Source organism: Streptomyces sp. BRA346 (assembly GCF_052851135.1).
The window spans coordinates 327,046-345,051 of the sequence record NZ_JAIWIH010000003.1 but is presented as its reverse complement, the minus strand read 5'-3'; the positions used below and the strand labels follow the sequence as shown (position 1 = coordinate 345,051).

Below are 18,006 nucleotides of genomic sequence, written 5' to 3'. Positions count from 1 at the left end.
CGGCCACAGCAGCAGTGAGCAACCACGATGGGAGCAGTCCTAGCATGACGACACATGTCGCTGAGGAAGAAACTCACCTCACCCTCCCTGCGGCAGCAGTAAAGGCGGGCAGGCTGCGGTTCGCCTCGGCAGGCGACGCAGACCAGGCACTGCGTCTGGGCGCGTTCAATCTGGCTGTCCCCGAGGACCTCGATGTGACCGCGGGCCTGGCCTTTTGCCGCAGCTTCTACAAGCCCGCCACCGACAGCCACGACCGCTACCACGGCCACCGCGAGCACGGTCACCCCGATTCCAAGCTGGGCTATGAGGACCGGCCCGACCAGGTTGAACAGCTGCAGTTGGAGAGCTTCCTGTGGCAGCGGTACCTGCCCGGCGAGGTGACGACCGTGCTGCGGCGGATGAGGGAGCTGACCCTGGATACCCTCTACGGCGTCTTCGACGCGATCGGGATACCTGAGGAGGACCGGGAACTCGTCACCGGTGGCGCCCGCAAGGACACGGGGCTGTGCTACACCACGGTCAATCACTACCGCGCAGGGCTGAGCGACCGCTCCGGAATCGTGGAGCACTCCGACAGCGGGTTCATCACCACCATCTGCACCGACCAGCCCGGCTACGAGATTCTGCACGAGGGCCGCTGGCTGCCCGTCCGCGAGCGCGCGGGCCACTTCACCGTCAACCTCGGCGACGCCTTCCGGGTCCTGACCAGGAAACTGCCGCGACCGGTGACCGCCGTCTACCACCGTGTGCCCGAACTGCGCCCCGACGCCGGCGCTCCGGACCGCTCCTCGTTCACGGTCTACATGGGCCCGCGGTACGACATGTCCCTCTACCAGTACGACACGCAAGGGGAGCTGCGGGAGTTCCAGGGCTTCCGCGAATTCTCGGTGGAGAAGGCAGGCAAGCTCGGCTACGAGTTTCACTCCCGCATATGAGCACGGCGAGGGAACACGTGCGGACCGCCTCGCGACAGGGCTGGCAGCTGGCAGAACTGCAGCACGACAGCCTCGTCTTCACCGCCGAGGACGGACTGCGACACGCGCTGAAGGACGGCTTCTTCTACGTGAAGCAGCCCGCCGGCATGGGCCTGTCCGCCGGAGACCGCTTCGCCCGCAGTTTCTACCTCCCCGCCGAGAAAGGGGATGCGGACTGCTACCGGGGCTACCAGCAGTGGACGACGAACCAACTGGGCCCGCATCAAGGCTACTTCTGCCGTGACGCCGACCAGACCGAACAGTTCTTCCTGGAGAGCGCCTGGTGGGATCGGGTCTACCCGGCCGCACTCATACGGCAAGCCGAGGCCATGCGCGACTTCGCAATCAGCATCCAGCGCGCCGTGCTCACCCATCTCGACCTTCCGCGTGAGCTCTGGCAGGAGGCCACCGGGCACAGCCTCACCCCCCAGGGCACCCACACACTCACCTTCAACCACTTCCGGCCGGAAGTGGCCGCTCGCGGCCTGAACATCCACAAGGACTCGGGCTGGGTGACCGTCCTGCGCTCCACCGAGCCCGGACTCGAGGTGGACCGGGACGGCGACTGGTACCCCATCGACCCGATACCGGGCACCTTCATCGTCAACTTCGGCTGTGCGATGGAAATCCTGACGCGGTCGACCACGACACCGGTAGCCGCGGTTGCCCACCGCGTGGTGCGCCAGGCGTGCCACGACGAGGCGAAGCCGGATCGCTTCTCCTACGCGCTGTTCGTCGACAGCAGCCTCGACAACAGCGTCTGCCCCGGCCTGTTCACCTACGAGCCGGCGACCGGTCTCCGCCTGGAGACGAGCTTTGAGACCTTCCTCGACGACATCCTCGACAACACCTACCAGCAGGACACAACCGGACTGTACTGAAGCTGGAAACACCCACGCCTGCGGTCGGTGTAGCGGGCCCCCCGGCGCGGAAGCCGGGCGGCCCGCTGCACCGGTCGCAGACCAAGCTCCGGCGAAGGCTGAAGGATCACATCAGCACACGCCCAGATGCATGTGGGCTGCCACCCGCCCCGGTCGGCGAAACGGAGGTCGAAGGTGGGCCGCTGCGGCGCCCAAGCAGAGGTGCGGGTCGAGCACAGGGTTCCAGGCAAACCAGTCCAGTGCCCCAGCTCCCAGTTCGTACGGGGCATCCAGGAGCGCCCTTTCCACCTCGGGCAAGTCATCTCGGACGACAACTGGGGCTCGCTTTAGCAGCTCGGAGAAGTCGATCTCGTAGTCGGCTTTGAAGACGTCCACGAACTCGCGGTCCTGTCCACGGATCCGGTCCATGGCCGCCCGCACGCGCGGCGGCCACCCGGGCATCCCGAAGTGGTCGCTGACGCCGAAGCTGTGGAGCGCAGACAGGACGAGGAACTCCCCCTGAGAGACCTCCTCTTGCAGGTACATGAGACAGTCGAAGTACTTCTTGGCGTGCTTCTTGATCCCGCCGAGCGCGCCGTACCCAAACTGGGTCAGCGTTCCGGACGTGCCCGGCCAGATGAGCTCACGGTCCAGGATGCGCTTTTCGAACCGCAGCAGCGCGTACTGCTCGGTGCTGGTCACCGCTTCGAGTGCCTGGTGGTAGACCCAGGTGTTGCGCGCGAACATGACCCCCGTCGTTGAGTTTGTTACGCCGCCCCCGCGCTCCCGCGTGCGCGTCTTCGATCGGCCCGCCGCGCCAGACAAACCAGGCAATACCGGCCGCGGCGGCATTGACCAGATTCCCGGCTTCAGCACTCACCCCCAGGACACTCAGACGCTCTCGCGTGCGCGTGATCGCGGCGGCGTAGTCGAAATCCCCCACCCAACTCCCCCATCCAGTCCAGCGGCATCGTCCACCCGCCTGTGCTCCATTATCCCGGCGGCACCGAGCTCAGGCTTGCGTTGTCGATGGGCGATGGCGGATGGCTCGGGTGTGGTCGGGTCAGTGAGGGGCCGCCGTTGCTCGCGCCAGCGGAAGCCCTACCGCTTTTATGGTGAGAAAGGTGTACGGGCTGCGACAATGAGTAGTTCCAGGGGCGGGTGTGGGCTGGGCTGCATGTGAGAGTGCGGGGCCTGTAGGCCTATGAGGGGGGAACGTGGGGGCGCGGTTTGAGCGTATGGCGGCGATCCCCGGCATCGCTTTCGACGGTAGTCCGGGTGTCGTGCGGGGGGCGGTGCCGGGAGCAGGGGATCGTCCGGATGAGTCGCATCGCTCGCCGATGTGGCCGACCGCCGAGGGCAGGACGTCTGCGACACCGGCCAGTCGGGCACGTGCCGTTCGATGCACGCGGGGAGGTGCTGGTTGCCCGTGTCCGGGAAGCGCTGGAGCTTCCGGGCTCGGCCATGGACTACCACTTCGTCCTGCAGGGCGCGGTCGATCGATTGTGGAGCGGGCGTCGTACGGACCCTGGGGCGCTTGCGCTCCTTGAGGTGTTCGCCCGGCCGGACTTGGCGTTGATGCAGGCCGCCCCACAGGCAGTGTCCTTCGACGCAGCCGACGCTCCGGCGACGTTTGTGCGGGTGACGTCCGTGCCCCGGTTGATCGGCCTGCTGGAGCGCGAGGACGCCTTCACGGAAGCTCTCGAGTTCGCGCGCCGACTGGCCCACACGCGGCCAGGTCTCCTTGATCCAGGCGGCCACCGCCTCCTCGTCCCGCTCAGCCGCCCGCCGTGCCGGAACCTGCACGGTGAAACCCATCCGGCGCAGGATGCGCCAGGTCTGCGCCAGCCTGAAGCGGACATGGAAGCGGCGGGCAATCACAGTGACCACCCGGGCCAGCATCCACCGCTGGCCCTCCACCCAGCCGTGCGCGCCAGGCCCCTCCTCCAGCTCAGCGGCCAGCCAGTCGAGCCAGCCAGGTTTCGTCCGCGACGACCGCCCCGACGGCCCCTTGGACCGCAGAGCCTGAACACCGGCCTCCCGCCACCGCGCATGCCAGGCGTAAACGGACCTACGGGAGACCCGCAACCGCCGCGCGACCCGCGGTGGCGCCACCCCTCGCGCGAATAACTCAGCAACCCGGAAGCGCACATGCACCCGCCGAGCCCGCTGCTTCGCAGTCAGACCACCTCCATCCGGATACCGCATAACACCGGGATACACCCACCAGCGAGATCACCATCACCCCGAACCGAAAACCTCAATACCGGCCCATCAAGCCGTACAGGCCCGGACGGAATCCCGCCGTGAACCGCGCACTCCGCAAAGACCGCGTAGGCGCCCTCGATCGGCATGACGTGCTGTCGGTCGTCGGCCGTAGCTCGCTGATTGATCGTGGGGAACCATATGTCGTTGCTGCCGTGAGCTTGCCCGCGTCGTCGGCGGGTGGCGTACCTGGGTCAGGTCCGCCGACGCGAGAACCAGCCGCCGGCCTTCTGCTCGGGCACGGCAAGGTGGCGTCGTTGGCGCCCTCACTGGCCCGATATCACCTTCGTGCGTGCTCGACGGCCTCCTGACGCTCCTCGCGGGCGGTCCGTGGCGGGCGGGGGCGCCGGGGTCGTCCGATCAGCACGGCCAGGTGCACCGCGAGCATCACCGCAGCGGTCACGGCGGCGCTGTGCCACAGCAGCGCGTGCATCCGGCCCGCCGAGAGGTACGCGCCCGCAGCCACCGCCGCCAGGGCGCACACCGCGCGGTCGATGATGCTCTCCACCGACAGCAGGGTGGCGCGCGGAGCGCCCCGCGGCACCGCGTCGTTCACCAGTTTGCGCTGGATCGGATACGCGAAGCCGGTGACCGCCGAGAACAGGCAGAGCAGAGCCACCGCCGCCATCGGCCCGCCGAGGGTGATCCCGGCCAGGGACACCGCCATCGCCAGGCTCAAGACGGACACCATCGTCAGCGGTTTCAGCTTGCGGCCCAGCCACTGCGGCCGGGCCGCGCCCACGGCCTCGGCCACCGTCACCGCCGCCAGCACACCGCCGTGCGAGGGCTCGGGGATGCCCTGGTCGATCAGGATCGGCTGGAACAGGTTCACCTGGCAGATCCGGGAGAGCGTGAAGACTGCCACGCCCTGGACCATCACCAGGGCCAGCCATGGGGAGCCGCGCAGATGGCGCAGCGCCCGCCCGGCCTCCCGCCACACCCCCGACCGGCGTGTCCCCGACTCCGAGCCCGCCAGCCGGGGCAGGGCCATGGCACATGCCAGTGACGCCGCTGCGCTGGCCGCGCTGAGGAGGTACGGGGTGGGCCGGGACAGCGCCATCAGGGGTCCTACGAGGGGCCAGCACATCACCTTCGCGGCCAGACCGAGGGCCCGCGCGGTGCCCTCGGCGTGCAGATAGTGGTCGTCCGCGCCCTCCGCGTGCAGTGCGTCGTAGAGGTAGGCGCTGGCTGCCCCGGAGGTGAGGGAGCGGCCCGCGGCGATGGCGAGGAAGTGGACCAGGAAGCCGGTGTAGTCGGGGGAGAGGACCGGGGCCAGGTTCGCCGCGGTCATCACCACGGCGCCCGCGCGCAGACAGTTGCGGGCGCCGATCCGGTCGGCCACCAGGCCGGTCGGGATCTCGAACAGGCAGAACGCGATGTAGTAGAGGGACTGGATGCCGAAGATCTGCGCGTCGGAGAGCCCGGCCTGCCGCTGGTAGGCGTAGAAGACCGGCATCCACCACAGCAGGTTGAACAGCAGCTGGAAGCCGTTGTTGAGGGCGATGACCCGGCGTGCCCCGGCGGTGAGCGGGGTCCGTCCCTCTGCCGGGGAGCGGCGGAGGAACGGCACACGGCCCTTCACAGCGCGTACGGGCGGAGCTGGACCAGCTTGAAACCGCCCTCTTCGGTCATCAGCCACTCGATGTCCAGCGGATCATCCGGATCGGCCGGATCGTCCGCGAAGTGCGACTGGAGCAGCCGCCCGGTGAGCGCGAGATCCGCCAGCCGTGCCCGGGCCGAGGACGGCAGGTCCGTCACCGAAGAACCGAGGTCCACGGTGCGGCCTCCGCCCTCCACGGTGTTGTAGAGGTACTGCAACGGCAGCGCGGTGCCGTCGACGACGCTCTCGGGCGAACCGGGCGTGCAGTTGATGTAGACGTTGCGGAAGTCCTCGCGCCGTGTGGGGTTGCAGGTGACCAGCACCCCGCCGAGCTCGGCCGGGGTGTACTCCTGCACGATGACGCCCATGTAGGTGTCGTCCAGGGAGATGCCCGCCTCGTGACGGAGCCGGACACTGCGCGGCGACACCAGCGAGGCCCACACCTGCCGGACGGCGTCGAGGAGTTCGTCCGTGCCGTGCACCGTGGTGATGGAGTCGTAGACTCCGGCGGCGGAAAAGCCGGGTAGGTCCTCGGCATTGGAGGAGGACCGCACCACCAGCCGTTTGCGGCACACCCGGTCCGCGAACGGGCCGGTGATCCGCGCGGCCACATCCTCCGGCATCGGGGTGCCGCGCACCAGCTGCTGGAGGCTCAGGCACAGCGGGTCCAGCACCTCGGTGGCTCCCAGCTCCAGTGCCATCTTCAGCTTGCCGATGCCCTGTTGCAGAGCGGGCGAGGAGATCAGGAAGCGGTGCTGGAGGGCGAACGGCAGCGCCACGCCGTCGGGCGCGGTGACGGTGGCCGCCACGAACTCCGAGGCGGCCTGGCGCAACGCCTCGGGGTCGGCGGGCGCGGTCAGCCGGGAGGCGAGGTGGCCGTACAGATCCTTCCGGGGCGGCCGGGCGCGGCCGTAGAAGGCGGTGAGATCGGCGGTGCGGCTGTCCAGCACATGGTGGAGTTCGCCGAGGTTGGCGGCCTTGGTGCCGTAGCGGTCGCGGTCCTCGCGGCGCAGTCGGCGCAGTTCCAGGACGGGGACGTCCTCCAGCAGCGGCGGCTCCAGCCGGATGCGCTGCTGGTGCCACGCGGGCTCGTCCAGCTCCGGGACTTCGTGCAGCCGGACCAGGCTCACCTCGTCGTCCTGGACCCGGTAGCAAACCCACGCCCCGTCCAGCTCCTCCGACTCCACCAGCCGGGCCGTGTCGCGCACGATGGCGTTCGGGATGCCCCAGCCGGAGGCCAGCACATTGGTGTGGGACAGCGGGGTGATGGGGGCGGCGTTGATGAATCCGGCCACCCGTGGCACATCGTCGGGCAGACAGTCCATGGCCACGATGTCCGACCAGGCGAGGTCCGCGGCGTGCGCGCGGTACTCCTCGAGCGAGGCGAACCAGCGCAGCCGGCCGATGGCCTCCCCGGTGTTCAGCGGGGTGCGGGGGCGGCTGACGAACAGCTCGTGGCTGAGGATGCGCGGCAGCGTTACGTCGCTCACGGGGGCGAGTGCCGCTTCCTGGCCGTGGTTGGCGGGTTTCAGCAGCAACGGCAGCCGCCCGTCCACCCGCTCCCGGACGAAGTCGTAGAACTCCTGGAGCAGGGGGCCGTCCATGGTGTCGGCCTCGGTGGTCTCCAGCACCAGGAACGGCCGGTCCCGGCCCTCGGTGTCCTCGTCGGCGTGCAGCGACAGCACACCGAGCAGGAAGCGGCGGCCGGGGTCGGTGTACACCGAGGCGTTGAACGCGTCGAGTCGGGCGTCGAGTTCGTCCAGGTCCATCCCGAGGATGCGGGTGGCCACGTAGTTGACGTGGAAGGGGTGGACGGCGGTGTCCAGCAGATGCCAGGTGCGCTCGGTGCGGTCGACCACCACCTTCAGATACGGGTGTCCGGCCAGCACTCCGGACAGCGACCGGAACAGCGGCAGCGACAGGTTCTCGCCGACCACGGTGGCATCGGTGCCGGGCGCGGTGGCCGGGCTCGGAAACGCGCTGATGCCGGTCATTACGGCCTCCCGGTGGCCGGAACGGGCGGCAGGGCGGTGGGCAGGGCGTCGTTGAGCCTTTCGAAGTCACGTATCACCGTGACCGGATCGTCGGCCACCAGCAGACACAGCGCTGCCATGGTGTTCGCGCCCGCTGCCGGGTCGTAGACCGGCACCGGGGTGCCGTCCGGCAGCGAGTGCTCGGCCACCTTCGTCAGCCGCGCCCCGGTGGAGACCAGTCCGGAGCGCTGGACGGCGTCGAAGTCCCACAGCCGCCGGTCCGGCCACGGCGCGCCGGAGCCGTCCACGGCCAGCACCACCAGCGAGCCGGCCGCGCCCTTGGCGTCCGCGGCGCCCAGCACCGAACCGGGCCCCGGATCGGGCCAGTCGACCTCTCGGCCGAGCAGCCGGTCGATGAGCATGCCGATGAGGTCCACCCCGAAGACCTCCTCGATCTGGGGGACGGTCATCGCTCCGCCGAACCGGGCGGCGGTCTCGATGACCCACATCCGTCCGTCGGCGCCCAGTTTGATCTCGGTGTGGGTGCCGCAGGTGCGCAGGCCGAGCGCGTCCACGGCGGCCGTCGCCAGCTCCACCACCTTGTGCTGGGCGTCCTCGGGGAGCAGGGCGGGGGTGATCCCGGCGCGTTCGGTGAACGGCTCGACGGTGGGCATCCGCCCGCTCAGGCATACCGGGTGATGGACGCCCTCGGCCACGACGCCCTCGACGCTGACGTAGTCGCCCCAGCCCGGCTCCTCGAACCAGTCCCCTGCCGTGCCCGTCACGATCTCCTCGACGAGGAAGTCCGCGTCGGCCCCGGCCACATGGAGCTCGGCGTAGCCCTGGCGTGCGGACTCCTCCATCACCTCACGGGCCCGGGCCAAGGCGGGCGCGATGTCCTCCGGGCCGCGCAGGATCTGATGGGCGGTGGACCCGGCGCTCCAAGCGGCCTTCATCAGCATCGGGTACGGGATCTCGGCGGCGGCCTCGTGCAGATCGCGCTCGGTGGCCACGGTGCGGAACCGTGGCTGGGACACCCCGTGCGCGTCCCAGGTGCGGCGCATCATCCGCTTGTCCCGGGCCAGCACGCAGTGCGCACCGGCCCCGGCGAGACCCAGCCGCTCGCAGGCGTCGGCCACCGCCACCACGGCGTACTCGGACGGGGTGAACACCGCGTCGGCGCCGACGGCCCGTGCCTGAGCCGTGATGAGTGCGACGAGGTCCTGGGACGCGGTGTCCACGGGGGCGACCACCGAGGCGCACAGCCGGGTGGCCACCTCGTGGGCAGAGGGCGGAAGGGGACTGAGCACGAGCAGATGCACTTCGGCCTTCGCGGCGACCCGGGACAGCGCGTATTCCAGCGGCGGCCCACCCTTGGCGTGGACAAACAGCACCTTACTCACAGATAACGACTCCTCGGTTCAGAGTTTCCCGACGGCTCAGCAAAAACCGGCGAGCCGGCACATCCGCCGCGATCCGGGCCCGTCAAGCGAACCAGTCGGGCATGACGCCTACCCGCCGAATCGGGGGTGGGCACTCAGGCAAATGCCTGAGTGTCACGAGGAGTTCACGGTGAGCGAGGTCGTCGGGTATGGGGTTTCAGCCCTTCTCGGCCCCTTTTGCGTACCGGCTGGTTACGCCGCATGTGAGCGTGGGGCCTGGGCAATCCTTAGCCATGCCTTCGGCGGTTCGTACCCGGAGGCCGGACCGGAAAGGCGGCTGGTGTCCGATATGGGCCTGAGTACGCTGCTCGAGCGCATGCCCGTGTCATGGTGGGAAGCCGATGAGGGGCTGCGCATCGTCAACTGCGGCGGGGGCGCCTTCCATGACCCCGGCACCGCACAGCGGTTCGTCGACAGTCTCGGCGGCGCGGCCGGCGCCGCGCGGGAAGAGGCGGCCGCCGAGGGCCGGGAGTCGGGGATCGACCGTCGCCAGGTCCGTTTCGGCGGGCGGCTGTTCGACGTCACCTCCTATCCCGGCCGACTGGCCGGTGACGGCCGGGGCGGGGTCAGCGGGCTCGCGGTGGACATCAGCGCCCTGGAGCTCGGACGCCACGGCTACGCCGCCTTCACCGACTTCGCCGACTTCGCGCCCGCCGCGGCGTTCATCCGTGACGCCCACGGCCGCTACCTGTGGGCCAACCACGCCTACGCCCATCTGTACGGCACCACCCCCGACGCCGTGATCGGCAGCAGCGTCACCGACGTCGACGCCCCCGAGGACGTGGCGACCTTCCAGGCCCTGGACCGGCAGGTGCTCAGCTCGGGCAAGCCGGTGCGGCACACCATCGGCTACCACCGCCCCGACGGCTCACCCGGGCGCGCGGTCGGCCATCGCTTCCCGGCGGCCGAGGGTGGCCGGACCTGTGTGGCCGGGATCTACATCGACATCACCGACTACACCCTCGCCCTGAGCCAGCGGCGCGCCGCCGAGGAGGACCTCCAGGCGCTCAGCGAACACAGCGGTCTGCCCTGCGCCCTGCTCTCCCCGGGCGGCCGGATACGCCGGGTCAGCGCCTCGGCCGCGGAACTGCTCCGGGTCCATGTGCCCGATCTGCTCGGCCGCCCCGCCCACCGCTATCTGGCTCCCGCCGACGATCTGGCCGGACTGCGCCACGCCTGGCGGGATCTGGTGAACCGGCGCTGGCGCCGGTTCCAGACCTCCGCGGTCTTCCTCGACGCCCGGGGCGACCAGTGGCGGGCCCAGGTGCTGCTCACCGCCGTCAGCAGCGGTTCACGACGAGCCCGCGGCGTCTGGGCGGTACTGCCCCACCACACGCTGCCGCACCCGCCGCTGCCACCGCTCACCGCGGCGCAGTTGCGCATCCTCACCCTGCTGTCCGCCGGGCACGGCAACAACGAGATCGCCGCCTCGCTCCGGCTCTCCCGGCAGACCCTGGACTACCACCTCGGCCGGCTGCGGGAGTTGCTGGCGGCACCCACCAGACTGGCGCTGGTCAGCCGGGCGTATGTACTGGGCATCCTCGATCCGCAGGCGTGGCCGCCGCGCTCGACGGTCGGCTAACGTTCGGCGGCCGCGCCCCCGAAGAGCACGCGGACGTCGACGATGTCGTCCAGGACACCTAGATCAGGGCCCTCGGCGGGCTCGGCGGACTGCGCGACCCCTCCGCCTGCCGCTCCTGGCTCGTGGCCATCGCGATGAACCAGGTACGCCACCACTGGCGGGAAACGCCTTGCTACGCACCGACGGTTCGCCAGCGCTCCAGCTTCCCAGCTTGAGGATGGGCTTGGGCCGCTCGTGCGAGGCGCGCCGGGCAGGGCGCGGTCCTTGGGACGGCGGTGACGGGTCCTGCCATCTTGCTTTCATGACGCCAGGGGGGACTGATCATGAGACGTTGGCTCTTGCTCTCGACCATGCCTGGCGTTGGTACGAAAACCGTAGGGGGCGTGCTTACCAGGTACTCAATGCGCTGTTGGTCTTGTTGGCTGTCGCGGCTACGGCCTATGCAGCTGCTCTCAATGCGGACATGCACGGCGCAGCGGCGGTGATCAGTCTGCTGGCGGGTGTCGTCCTCGCGGGGGCGTATTCGGAGAGCATGAGGCTTCAAGCTTCGGCGCTCTTGGCTGAGGATGTGATCAAGAAGATTCAGGAGCACTTGGCGGCGACTCTCAACATCGATTGTCTACGCCTCATTGAACGTGAACATGCTCTCCACCAGCCGCCGAGGCTGCGGTGGATGCACCCGGTATCGAGGGTGCTGGTGTTCATAGGTGTGCTCGCGTCGCTCGGTGGTGCCGTCTACACCTGGTTGGCGACTCCGTGATGGAACGTGGAGCGACGGTGCCAGCTTCACGTTGGGCCACCAGGGTCGTCACGGGCGTATCGAGGGGACACGCTTCCTGGCCCCTCCCCCTTCCGTCTCACATACCTCGAGCCTCACGCCCGCCCAGGCCGCCCCGCAGATCGCAGAGGCCGTCAACAGCTAAGGCTTGATCCGCCCGCCACGCGCAGGTGGCAACAAAGAACGACCTCCCGGCGTCAAACGGTGCGAACAGACTCAACCGGGGCCCAGCTCAGTACGGCACCGCGGCGTCATCTGCAAAGGCGCACGGGAACCCGCCAGCGTAGAAATGCACCGCCTGTTCGACCACGCCAGGCAGGATGCTCCCTGTGCACCATGTACTCTGCGGGCTCGCCGCCAACGCCGCCCTGCCCTCCGAATTGGTCGACCGGCTGATCGCGGTCGCGGACACGGACGTCTCCGACAGCCTTGCCAGTCGGACGGGGCTCAGCCACGCGCAGGCCGTTGCCCTGGCCTCGCAGGCCGAGGAGATCGCCGTGCGGCTTGCGTACGAGGGCCTGCTGACCGCCGCCGACATCGATCCCGTGGCGCAGCCGCGTGCCGCGCTCGCCTTGCTCGAGGAGCGTTCCGGTGACCTGGAGTGGGCGCTGCTGTTCGCGTCGGATCCGGATGCCGGGCGCCGGGAAACGGTCCTGATCTCGTGGGCGAGCGTGCGCGGCAATCGCTGGTTGGGATGGGTGCCCGTGTCATATCGCCATCGATCGGGGCGCCGGGGCGCCTCCGTCGTGACCATCTCCGTAGGTCACGGCCAGCGGGCGGGCGAATTTTCTGTGGCCGGAGAGCATGATGAGTTGAGATATCTATCCCGTTGCGCGAATCGACATTTCATGGCCTGCTTCAGAGGCCGGTAGCGTCGGATTCATGGAGTGGAGTTTTCAGACGGCCGAAGAGTTGGCGGCCGCATTGCGTGCCGGTGAAGTGACCTCGGCGCAACTGACCGATGAAGCGATTGCCCGTATCGAGCGCGACGACAAGGTGATCAACGCGATTTGTGTGCCGGACTTCGACCGTGCGCGGGCCGCCGCGCGCGGTGCCGACCAAGCGCGCGCCCGCGGCGGGGTACGGCCGCTGCTCGGTATTCCGGTGATGGTCAAAGAGTCCTACAACATGGCTGGGCTGCCCACGACCTGGGGCATGCCGCAATACCGGGACTATGTGCCGGCCGAGGACGCGGTGCAGGTGTCACGGCTCAAGGCCGCGGGGGCGGTGGTGCTGGGTAAGACCAATGTGCCCTTGGGGCTGCAGGATATCCAGAGCTTCAACGAGATCTACGGCACCACTAACAATCCGTGGGATCACGATCGCACGCCGGGCGGATCATCCGGCGGATCAGCGGCGGCCCTGGCGTCCGGATTCTGCGCGCTGTCCATCGGTTCTGACCTCGCCGGTTCGCTGCGCACCCCCGCGCATTTCTGCGGCATCTATGCGCACAAGCCGACACTCGGACTGGCGGCAACCCGCGGCATGGTCGCGCCGCCGTCACCGCCATTGCCGGTCGACCTCGACCTCGCCGTCGTCGGTCCGATGGCGCGCACTGCCCGCGACCTCACGCTCCTGCTCGACGTCATGGCCGGACCGGACCCGCTGACGCACGGTGTGGCGTACGACGTGACGCTGCCGCCCGCGCGCCACCAGCGGCTCGGCGACTTCCGGGTCTTGGTCATCGACGAGCATCCGCTCATTCCGACCGGGTCCGCTGTGCGGGCGGGTGTGAACCGGGTGGCCGACGCGCTTGCCGACGGCGGCGCCCGCGTCGAACGGCACACTCCGCTGCTGCCTGATCTGACCGAAGCCGCCATGCTTTACAGGCAGTTGCTGTTTTCGGGCTCTGTCGCGCGTTTTCCCGTCGAAGCGTACGAGCAGCTGCGGACCCGCGCCGCCGGACTGAGCGCAGACGACCAGAGTCTCGACGCGGCGGTGCTGCGTGGCATGGTGTCCAGCCACCGCGACTGGATCGAGGCGAACAACCACCGCGAACTCCACCGCCACGGCTGGCGGCAGCTCTTCGCCGAGTTCGATGCCGTGGTGTGTCCGATCACGCCCACTCCCGCGTTCCCGCACGACCACAATCCCAATCCGCTGGAACGCCGGATCGACATCGACGGCGTCGGGTACCCGTACTTCGACCAGCTCGTCTGGGCCGGTCTGGCCACCATGCCCGGCCTGCCCGCCACCGCCATACCAGCGGGCCGGTCCCCCGAGGGTCTGCCGGTGGGAGTGCAGCTCATCGGTCCGATGTTCGAGGACCGCACCCCGCTGCGGCTGGCCGAACTGCTCGAGCAGAAGATCGGAGGCTTCCAGGCACCGAGGTAGGGCGTACTACCGGCTGTCCGTCGATGGTGGCCGTGCTGCTGGGACCGGAGGCCGCGCGCCAGGGGCAGCATCCGCTCGACGCGACCGCCTATGCGTTGGTGGTCCTGGTCCACCTGCCGCTGGTGTTCCGCAGCCGGGCCCCTGTTGTGGTCTCCTCGTGCACGCGACCTGGCTGGTGTACATCACCGCCGATTACTGGCCCGGGGTATGCAGCTTCGGCCCCATGCTCGCCGTCTACACGGTCGCCTCTCTGCGAACGCCGCGCGTTTCCGTCCCCTGCGCCGCACTGATGGGAAGGGGCTGGATCTATGCGGGCGCGGTGTGCCGTCCGCGGGACCAGCGCCGGTGCCGGTCGTAACAGAATGCCGTCGGGCGGTTGCCGCCGGTCTCAGAGGGGGCGAGAAAGGGCTCGGTGAACACCCGACAAAGGCGGTGCTGGGAATGTCGGGTGGTCGGGACCGGTGTCGCCACACGATGGGGGCATGGATGACACGACCTTGGTATCCCGCTTCCTCCGCGACGGCTTCGTGAAGCTGGACGGTGCCGTCGCGCCGCGCGTGGCGGCGGACTGCGCGCGGCTGCTGTGGCGGGAGACGGGCGCCGCCCCTGACGATCCGGCGACATGGACGCAGCCCGTGCACTGGGTGGCGGGCATGGCGCAGGGGCCGTTCGCCGCCGCACCCAACTCCCCGTCCCTGCATCGCGCGTACGACCTGCTCGTCGGCGCGGAGCGCTGGGAGCCGCGCTACTCGCTGGGCACGTTCCCGCTGCGCTTCCCGCATGAGGAAGAGCCGGACGACGCGGGCTGGCACATCGAGGGCAGCTATCTGCCGGAGGGCGAGAGCTGGTACTTCACGAATCTGCGCTCCAGGGGCCGGGCGCTGCTGATGCTGTTCCTGTTCAGCGAGGTCGGTGAGGAGGACGCCCCGACCCGGATCAGGGTCGGCTCACACCTCGACGTGCCGAAGGTGCTGGAGAAGTACGGGGAGGACGGGGCGAGCGGGCTGGCGCTTGCTCCCGATCTGGTCGCTGCGTCCGACCACCGGCCGCTCGCCCTCGCCACCGGGTCCCCGGGCGACGTCTTCCTGTGCCATCCGTTCCTGGTGCACGCGGCGCAACCGCACCATGGGATGCGGCCGCGCTTCATGGCCCAGCCGCCGCTGATGCCGACCGTGCCGTACGAACTGGAGCGGGCCGACGGCGCGTACTCACCCCTGGAGATCGCGATCCGTCGAGGCCTGGGACGGGACACCCCCGGTCCGGACGGGGACGGAACCGACTACAGCTCCGGGTAAGCAACCTTCATCCGGTCCTGGAACTGGGCGGTTCCGGTAACCGGTTCCGAAGCCGACCGGCAGCCCGGCGTCCCCAGTTCCGCCGCGGACAGTGGCGCTAGGAGACGGTAAGCCATCGACGTGCGCACCCTCCGCCCAGCAGGACCACCCGGCCCGCGTATGGATCGGGGGTGCCGGTGCGCCTACGGCGAGGGTGCCCGGCCCCAGCAGTGGGCGGGGCGAGTTTCTGGACTGTCTCAGTGCATGTTCGGACGCCCGTGTCTCAGCTCCGCGGCATCTCGTCGGTATCGGCGTCAGCAGCCATCCGCTCTGCCCACTTACGCTGGGTGACAGCTCGCTCAATACGGCTCACGATGTCCTTCCTGGATGCTGCGTCCAGGGTCTCCGGGACCTCTCCTGCTGTGGTACCCGCCTCTCGACCCCAACCAGTTGACCGTACCGGCGCTGGACAGCCACACCGGAGCCGCACCAGACCTCGACGCCACCGTGCCCGTGGATCACTGGGTCCTGCTCTCCACCGACCAGGCCCCCTCCGACTGGGGCGAACCCGTCGACTACCCCAAGAACATGCGTCACGGCCTGCGCAGCTTCCTCCCCACCACCGTCGTGGGTCGGTACTACGGCCAAGGACAAATGCTGCCCAACGGGGACTTCACCATCAGCCACCGCGCCCTCCTCACCGGCGACCTCGACTCCATCACGCGCCTCCAGCCGACCCGCCGCTGAACGCACCGGCACGCCACTGCCCGTCGGCAGGAGGACTCGTCACGTTGTGATCACCAAATGACGGAAGCACTCGTGGATCAGCCTGGATGAGTTCGCAATGGCGGATCGATGTCGGCCTGCTCGAAGGCTCGGGCATCGCTCACACGGGCCCGCTCGTCGAGTTCGGTTCCGGGCAGCACGTCAATGTCCCACCGGATCGGTAGGCCGTTGCGCTCGGAGCATTGATGGGGATGCCCAAGATTATCCAGGGTCTGCTCGATGCCCCAGTTTGGTTGAGCAGTGAACGATGAGGTCGGGGCCGTGCCCCGGCCTGCCTCCCGCCATGGCTGCGCCACCAACTGCACTTCTTCTGAGAACGCCAGCCCGTCCCACACCCGCCACTACAGCCGCTCGCTCGCGGCCGCGGCCAGCACCCCGCCGACCTCCTCATACGCCTCAGCGAACCGCAGACGCCACGCCGGGCCGTGCAGCAGCGCGAGATTGGTGGAGCAGTGCGCCACATGGAGATCCGCCGGGCCCCAGGAGGCAGCCGCCCCGGTAGTAGACGCCGACCACCCCGAAGAACTCACCGGGCAGAGATAAGTCCGCCAGCAGCGCGTCGACCTCTTCGGACAGCTCACAAGGCCAGCCTTCCGGTTCCTGGCCGCGTGGCTCACTCAACAGGGAGCCCGGCCGCCTGGCGGCGCGCGATGGCTGTAGCGATGTTCTTCGTGGGGAGGGTGCCGTTCAGCGCGACGTCGGTAATCCGGTCGCCCGACGGGTCGGTGTCCGGGTCCGCATGCGGGCGAGGTTGCGGTGGCGTTTGTGGGCCGCCGCGGTGTGGGGCGCCTCGCGGGGGCCGTGTCGGCCAGGTCCTCGGCCAATCTTCCTTCGTCGGCCACCATCACTGAAGTGAGAACGGCGGCGGCCACGAACCCCGCTCGAAGGACTCCAGCAATCCCGAGCTGGGCAGGAGGCCCTGCTTTCATGCCTGCTTCGATTGGACATCACCCAATCGAGACGCCGCACTCGAGGTGTGTGACATGGTGGTTCTGCCCGGAGAGCGCCCCGATCGGCTTTGCTTCGCGTAGGCATGGGGCACGTCGTTGTCGTCGCTGGACGTGTACTCAAGATCGAGGGAGGACGGCTTGGAGGCATCGGAACTCCGTCGCGCAGTTGAGGCCGGGAGGGCGGCTGTTAGTGCGCTGGGCCTTCAGGCCGACGATGCGGTGGTCATGAACAACTCCGACCGCATCGTGGTGCGGCTGCTCCCATGTGAAGTCATCGCTCGAGTCTCACCGTCGGCGCATCGCGACGGCGCTCAGTTCGAGCTGGAGGTCGGCCGCCGTCTCTCCGAGGCCGATGCTCCGGTGGGTGCGCTTGAGCCTCGGGTGGAGCCACGCGTCTACGAGCAGGATGGTTTCGTCATCACACTGTGGACTTACTACGAGCCGACTGCCCCTACGGACCTTGCGGCGGCCGGGTATGCGCAGGCACTCTTCCGGCTCCATGGCGGACTGCGCCGCATCGATGTGGCCGCTCCGCACTTCATGGACCGCGTCGCGGGAGCGCAGACGTGTGTCGCCGACAGGGAGCAGACCCCAGATCTCGGCAGCGACGACCGCGAGCTCCTCGCCGATGCACTCGACCGCTTGAGCAGCGTGGTCAGCGAAGGCGGTTCCGGTGGCCAGCTGCTGCATGGCGAGCCTCATCTGGAGAACGTGCTGAGCACGCGGAGTGGGCTGCTCTTCGTCGACCTTCGGGACCTGCTGCCGGGGCCCAGTCGAGTTTGATCTCGCCCATAGCCTCGTTCCGAGCGCAGAGGGGCACTTGCTGCGGTCGGCCAGTGAAGTCTGTGAGCATTATCCAGGGGCGAACCAGGACCTGGTCGAGCAGTCTCGGCTCCTCATCTTGGCCATGATTACGACCTGGCGCTGGCACCGGGGCGACCAATTGCCGCATGGACGCCACTGGGCCGTGGAGGGGCTCAACCAGCTCCGGGCCGCACTTGCCCGCTGAGCCATGGCCGAGCAGCCGAGCAGACCTCAGTGACCACCGTGCCGGTAGCTCGCAGCGGGCGGAGGCCGACGTGGGCATCGTGCCCGGGACCACCAGCACGGATGCTGTCCGGATCGCGGAGTTGGAGCGGGAGGTGAAGGAACTGCGGCGGGCGAACGTGATATTGAAGTCCGCCTCGG

The 18,006-nt window shown here is 69.0% G+C and carries 12 protein-coding genes and 3 pseudogenes; 9 read left to right on the top strand and 6 right to left on the bottom strand.

All coding sequences use genetic code 11. The features are described from left to right. The first annotated feature begins 44 nt into the window (after window positions 1-44). Both LCH29_RS05580 and LCH29_RS05575 read left to right on the top strand, forming a co-directional pair. The gene (locus LCH29_RS05580; protein ID WP_446460548.1) at window positions 45-935 is read left to right on the top strand and encodes a 2OG-Fe(II) oxygenase family protein; all 891 of its coding nucleotides are present in this window, start codon (window positions 45-47) and stop codon (window positions 933-935) included. 17 nt (window positions 936-952) lie between these two features. Further along, complete coding sequence (locus tag LCH29_RS05575; RefSeq protein WP_446460547.1) at window positions 953-1,855, top strand: 2OG-Fe(II) oxygenase family protein; 903 nt, start codon at window positions 953-955, stop codon at window positions 1,853-1,855. Window positions 1,856-1,966: 111 nt separating this feature from the next. On the opposite strand, the gene LCH29_RS05570 is transcribed toward LCH29_RS05575, so the two are convergent. The 5 genes and pseudogenes from LCH29_RS05570 to LCH29_RS05550 form a co-directional block, all read right to left on the bottom strand. Then, window positions 1,967-2,581 carry a hypothetical protein gene (locus LCH29_RS05570; protein ID WP_446460546.1) on the bottom strand — a complete coding sequence of 205 codons (615 nt, stop codon included), beginning with the start codon at window positions 2,579-2,581 and terminating at the stop codon, window positions 1,967-1,969. Between the two features lie 989 nt (window positions 2,582-3,570). Further along, window positions 3,571-4,042: pseudogene (locus LCH29_RS05565) on the bottom strand (helix-turn-helix domain-containing protein); the annotation flags it as partial. A 337-nt stretch (window positions 4,043-4,379) separates the two neighbouring features. Further along, window positions 4,380-5,681: an MFS transporter gene (locus LCH29_RS05560; protein WP_446460545.1), complete on the bottom strand. Its 1,302-nt coding sequence runs from the start codon at window positions 5,679-5,681 to the stop codon at window positions 4,380-4,382. After that, on the bottom strand, window positions 5,678-7,693 hold the full coding sequence (locus LCH29_RS05555; protein ID WP_446460544.1) for a PEP/pyruvate-binding domain-containing protein: 2,016 nt from the start codon (window positions 7,691-7,693) through the stop codon (window positions 5,678-5,680). Before LCH29_RS05555 ends, LCH29_RS05560 begins: the two co-directional genes overlap by 4 nt. Next, the gene (locus LCH29_RS05550) at window positions 7,693-9,075 is read right to left on the bottom strand and encodes an ATP-grasp domain-containing protein (RefSeq protein WP_446460543.1); all 1,383 of its coding nucleotides are present in this window, start codon (window positions 9,073-9,075) and stop codon (window positions 7,693-7,695) included. Before LCH29_RS05550 ends, LCH29_RS05555 begins: the two co-directional genes overlap by 1 nt. 355 nt (window positions 9,076-9,430) lie before the next feature. Here LCH29_RS05550 and LCH29_RS05545 point away from each other — a divergent pair, with 355 nt between their 5' ends. The 6 genes and pseudogenes from LCH29_RS05545 to LCH29_RS05520 all read left to right on the top strand — a co-directional run bounded on the left by LCH29_RS05545 (window position 9,431) and on the right by LCH29_RS05520 (window position 15,829). Continuing rightward, window positions 9,431-10,696 (top strand): PAS domain-containing protein, encoded by a 1,266-nt coding sequence (locus tag LCH29_RS05545; protein WP_446460542.1) that lies wholly within the window; start codon window positions 9,431-9,433, stop codon window positions 10,694-10,696. 331 nt (window positions 10,697-11,027) lie between these two features. Next, on the top strand, window positions 11,028-11,456 hold the full coding sequence (locus tag LCH29_RS05540; protein WP_446460541.1) for a hypothetical protein: 429 nt from the start codon (window positions 11,028-11,030) through the stop codon (window positions 11,454-11,456). A gap of 347 nt (window positions 11,457-11,803) precedes the next feature. Further along, window positions 11,804-12,121: pseudogene (locus LCH29_RS05535) on the top strand (hypothetical protein); the annotation flags it as partial. Window positions 12,122-12,356: 235 nt separating this feature from the next. Beyond that, window positions 12,357-13,808, top strand: coding sequence for an amidase (locus LCH29_RS05530; protein WP_446460540.1), 1,452 nt, complete (start codon window positions 12,357-12,359; stop codon window positions 13,806-13,808). A gap of 482 nt (window positions 13,809-14,290) precedes the next feature. Continuing rightward, window positions 14,291-15,103 (top strand): phytanoyl-CoA dioxygenase family protein, encoded by an 813-nt coding sequence (locus LCH29_RS05525; RefSeq protein ID WP_446460539.1) that lies wholly within the window; start codon window positions 14,291-14,293, stop codon window positions 15,101-15,103. A gap of 366 nt (window positions 15,104-15,469) precedes the next feature. After that, complete coding sequence (locus LCH29_RS05520; protein ID WP_446460538.1) at window positions 15,470-15,829, top strand: hypothetical protein; 360 nt, start codon at window positions 15,470-15,472, stop codon at window positions 15,827-15,829. Window positions 15,830-16,127: 298 nt separating this feature from the next. Here the strand turns inward: LCH29_RS05520 and LCH29_RS05515 are convergent. Beyond that, window positions 16,128-16,362, bottom strand: a pseudogene (locus tag LCH29_RS05515) (aminoglycoside phosphotransferase family protein); the annotation flags it as partial. A 594-nt stretch (window positions 16,363-16,956) separates the two neighbouring features. Here LCH29_RS05515 and LCH29_RS05510 point away from each other — a divergent pair. Next, a complete protein-coding gene (locus LCH29_RS05510) occupies window positions 16,957-17,601 on the top strand; it encodes an aminoglycoside phosphotransferase family protein (protein WP_446460537.1) in 645 nt (214 codons plus the stop codon). The last annotated feature ends 405 nt before the right edge of the window (window positions 17,602-18,006 follow it).

Bases quoted from the DNA above. Each gene is read 5' to 3' on its own strand.
- LCH29_RS05580 (WP_446460548.1), top strand. From the start codon at position 45: ATGACGACACATGTCGCTGAGGAAGAAACTCACCTCACCCTCCCTGCG.
- LCH29_RS05525 (WP_446460539.1), top strand. From the start codon at position 14,291: ATGGATGACACGACCTTGGTATCCCGCTTCCTCCGCGACGGCTTCGTG.
- LCH29_RS05545 (WP_446460542.1), top strand. From the start codon at position 9,431: ATGCCCGTGTCATGGTGGGAAGCCGATGAGGGGCTGCGCATCGTCAAC.
- LCH29_RS05570 (WP_446460546.1), bottom strand. From the start codon at position 2,581: ATGTTCGCGCGCAACACCTGGGTCTACCACCAGGCACTCGAAGCGGTG.
- LCH29_RS05530 (WP_446460540.1), top strand. From the start codon at position 12,357: ATGGAGTGGAGTTTTCAGACGGCCGAAGAGTTGGCGGCCGCATTGCGT.
- LCH29_RS05520 (WP_446460538.1), top strand. From the start codon at position 15,470: ATGCTGCGTCCAGGGTCTCCGGGACCTCTCCTGCTGTGGTACCCGCCT.
- LCH29_RS05555 (WP_446460544.1), bottom strand. From the start codon at position 7,693: ATGACCGGCATCAGCGCGTTTCCGAGCCCGGCCACCGCGCCCGGCACC.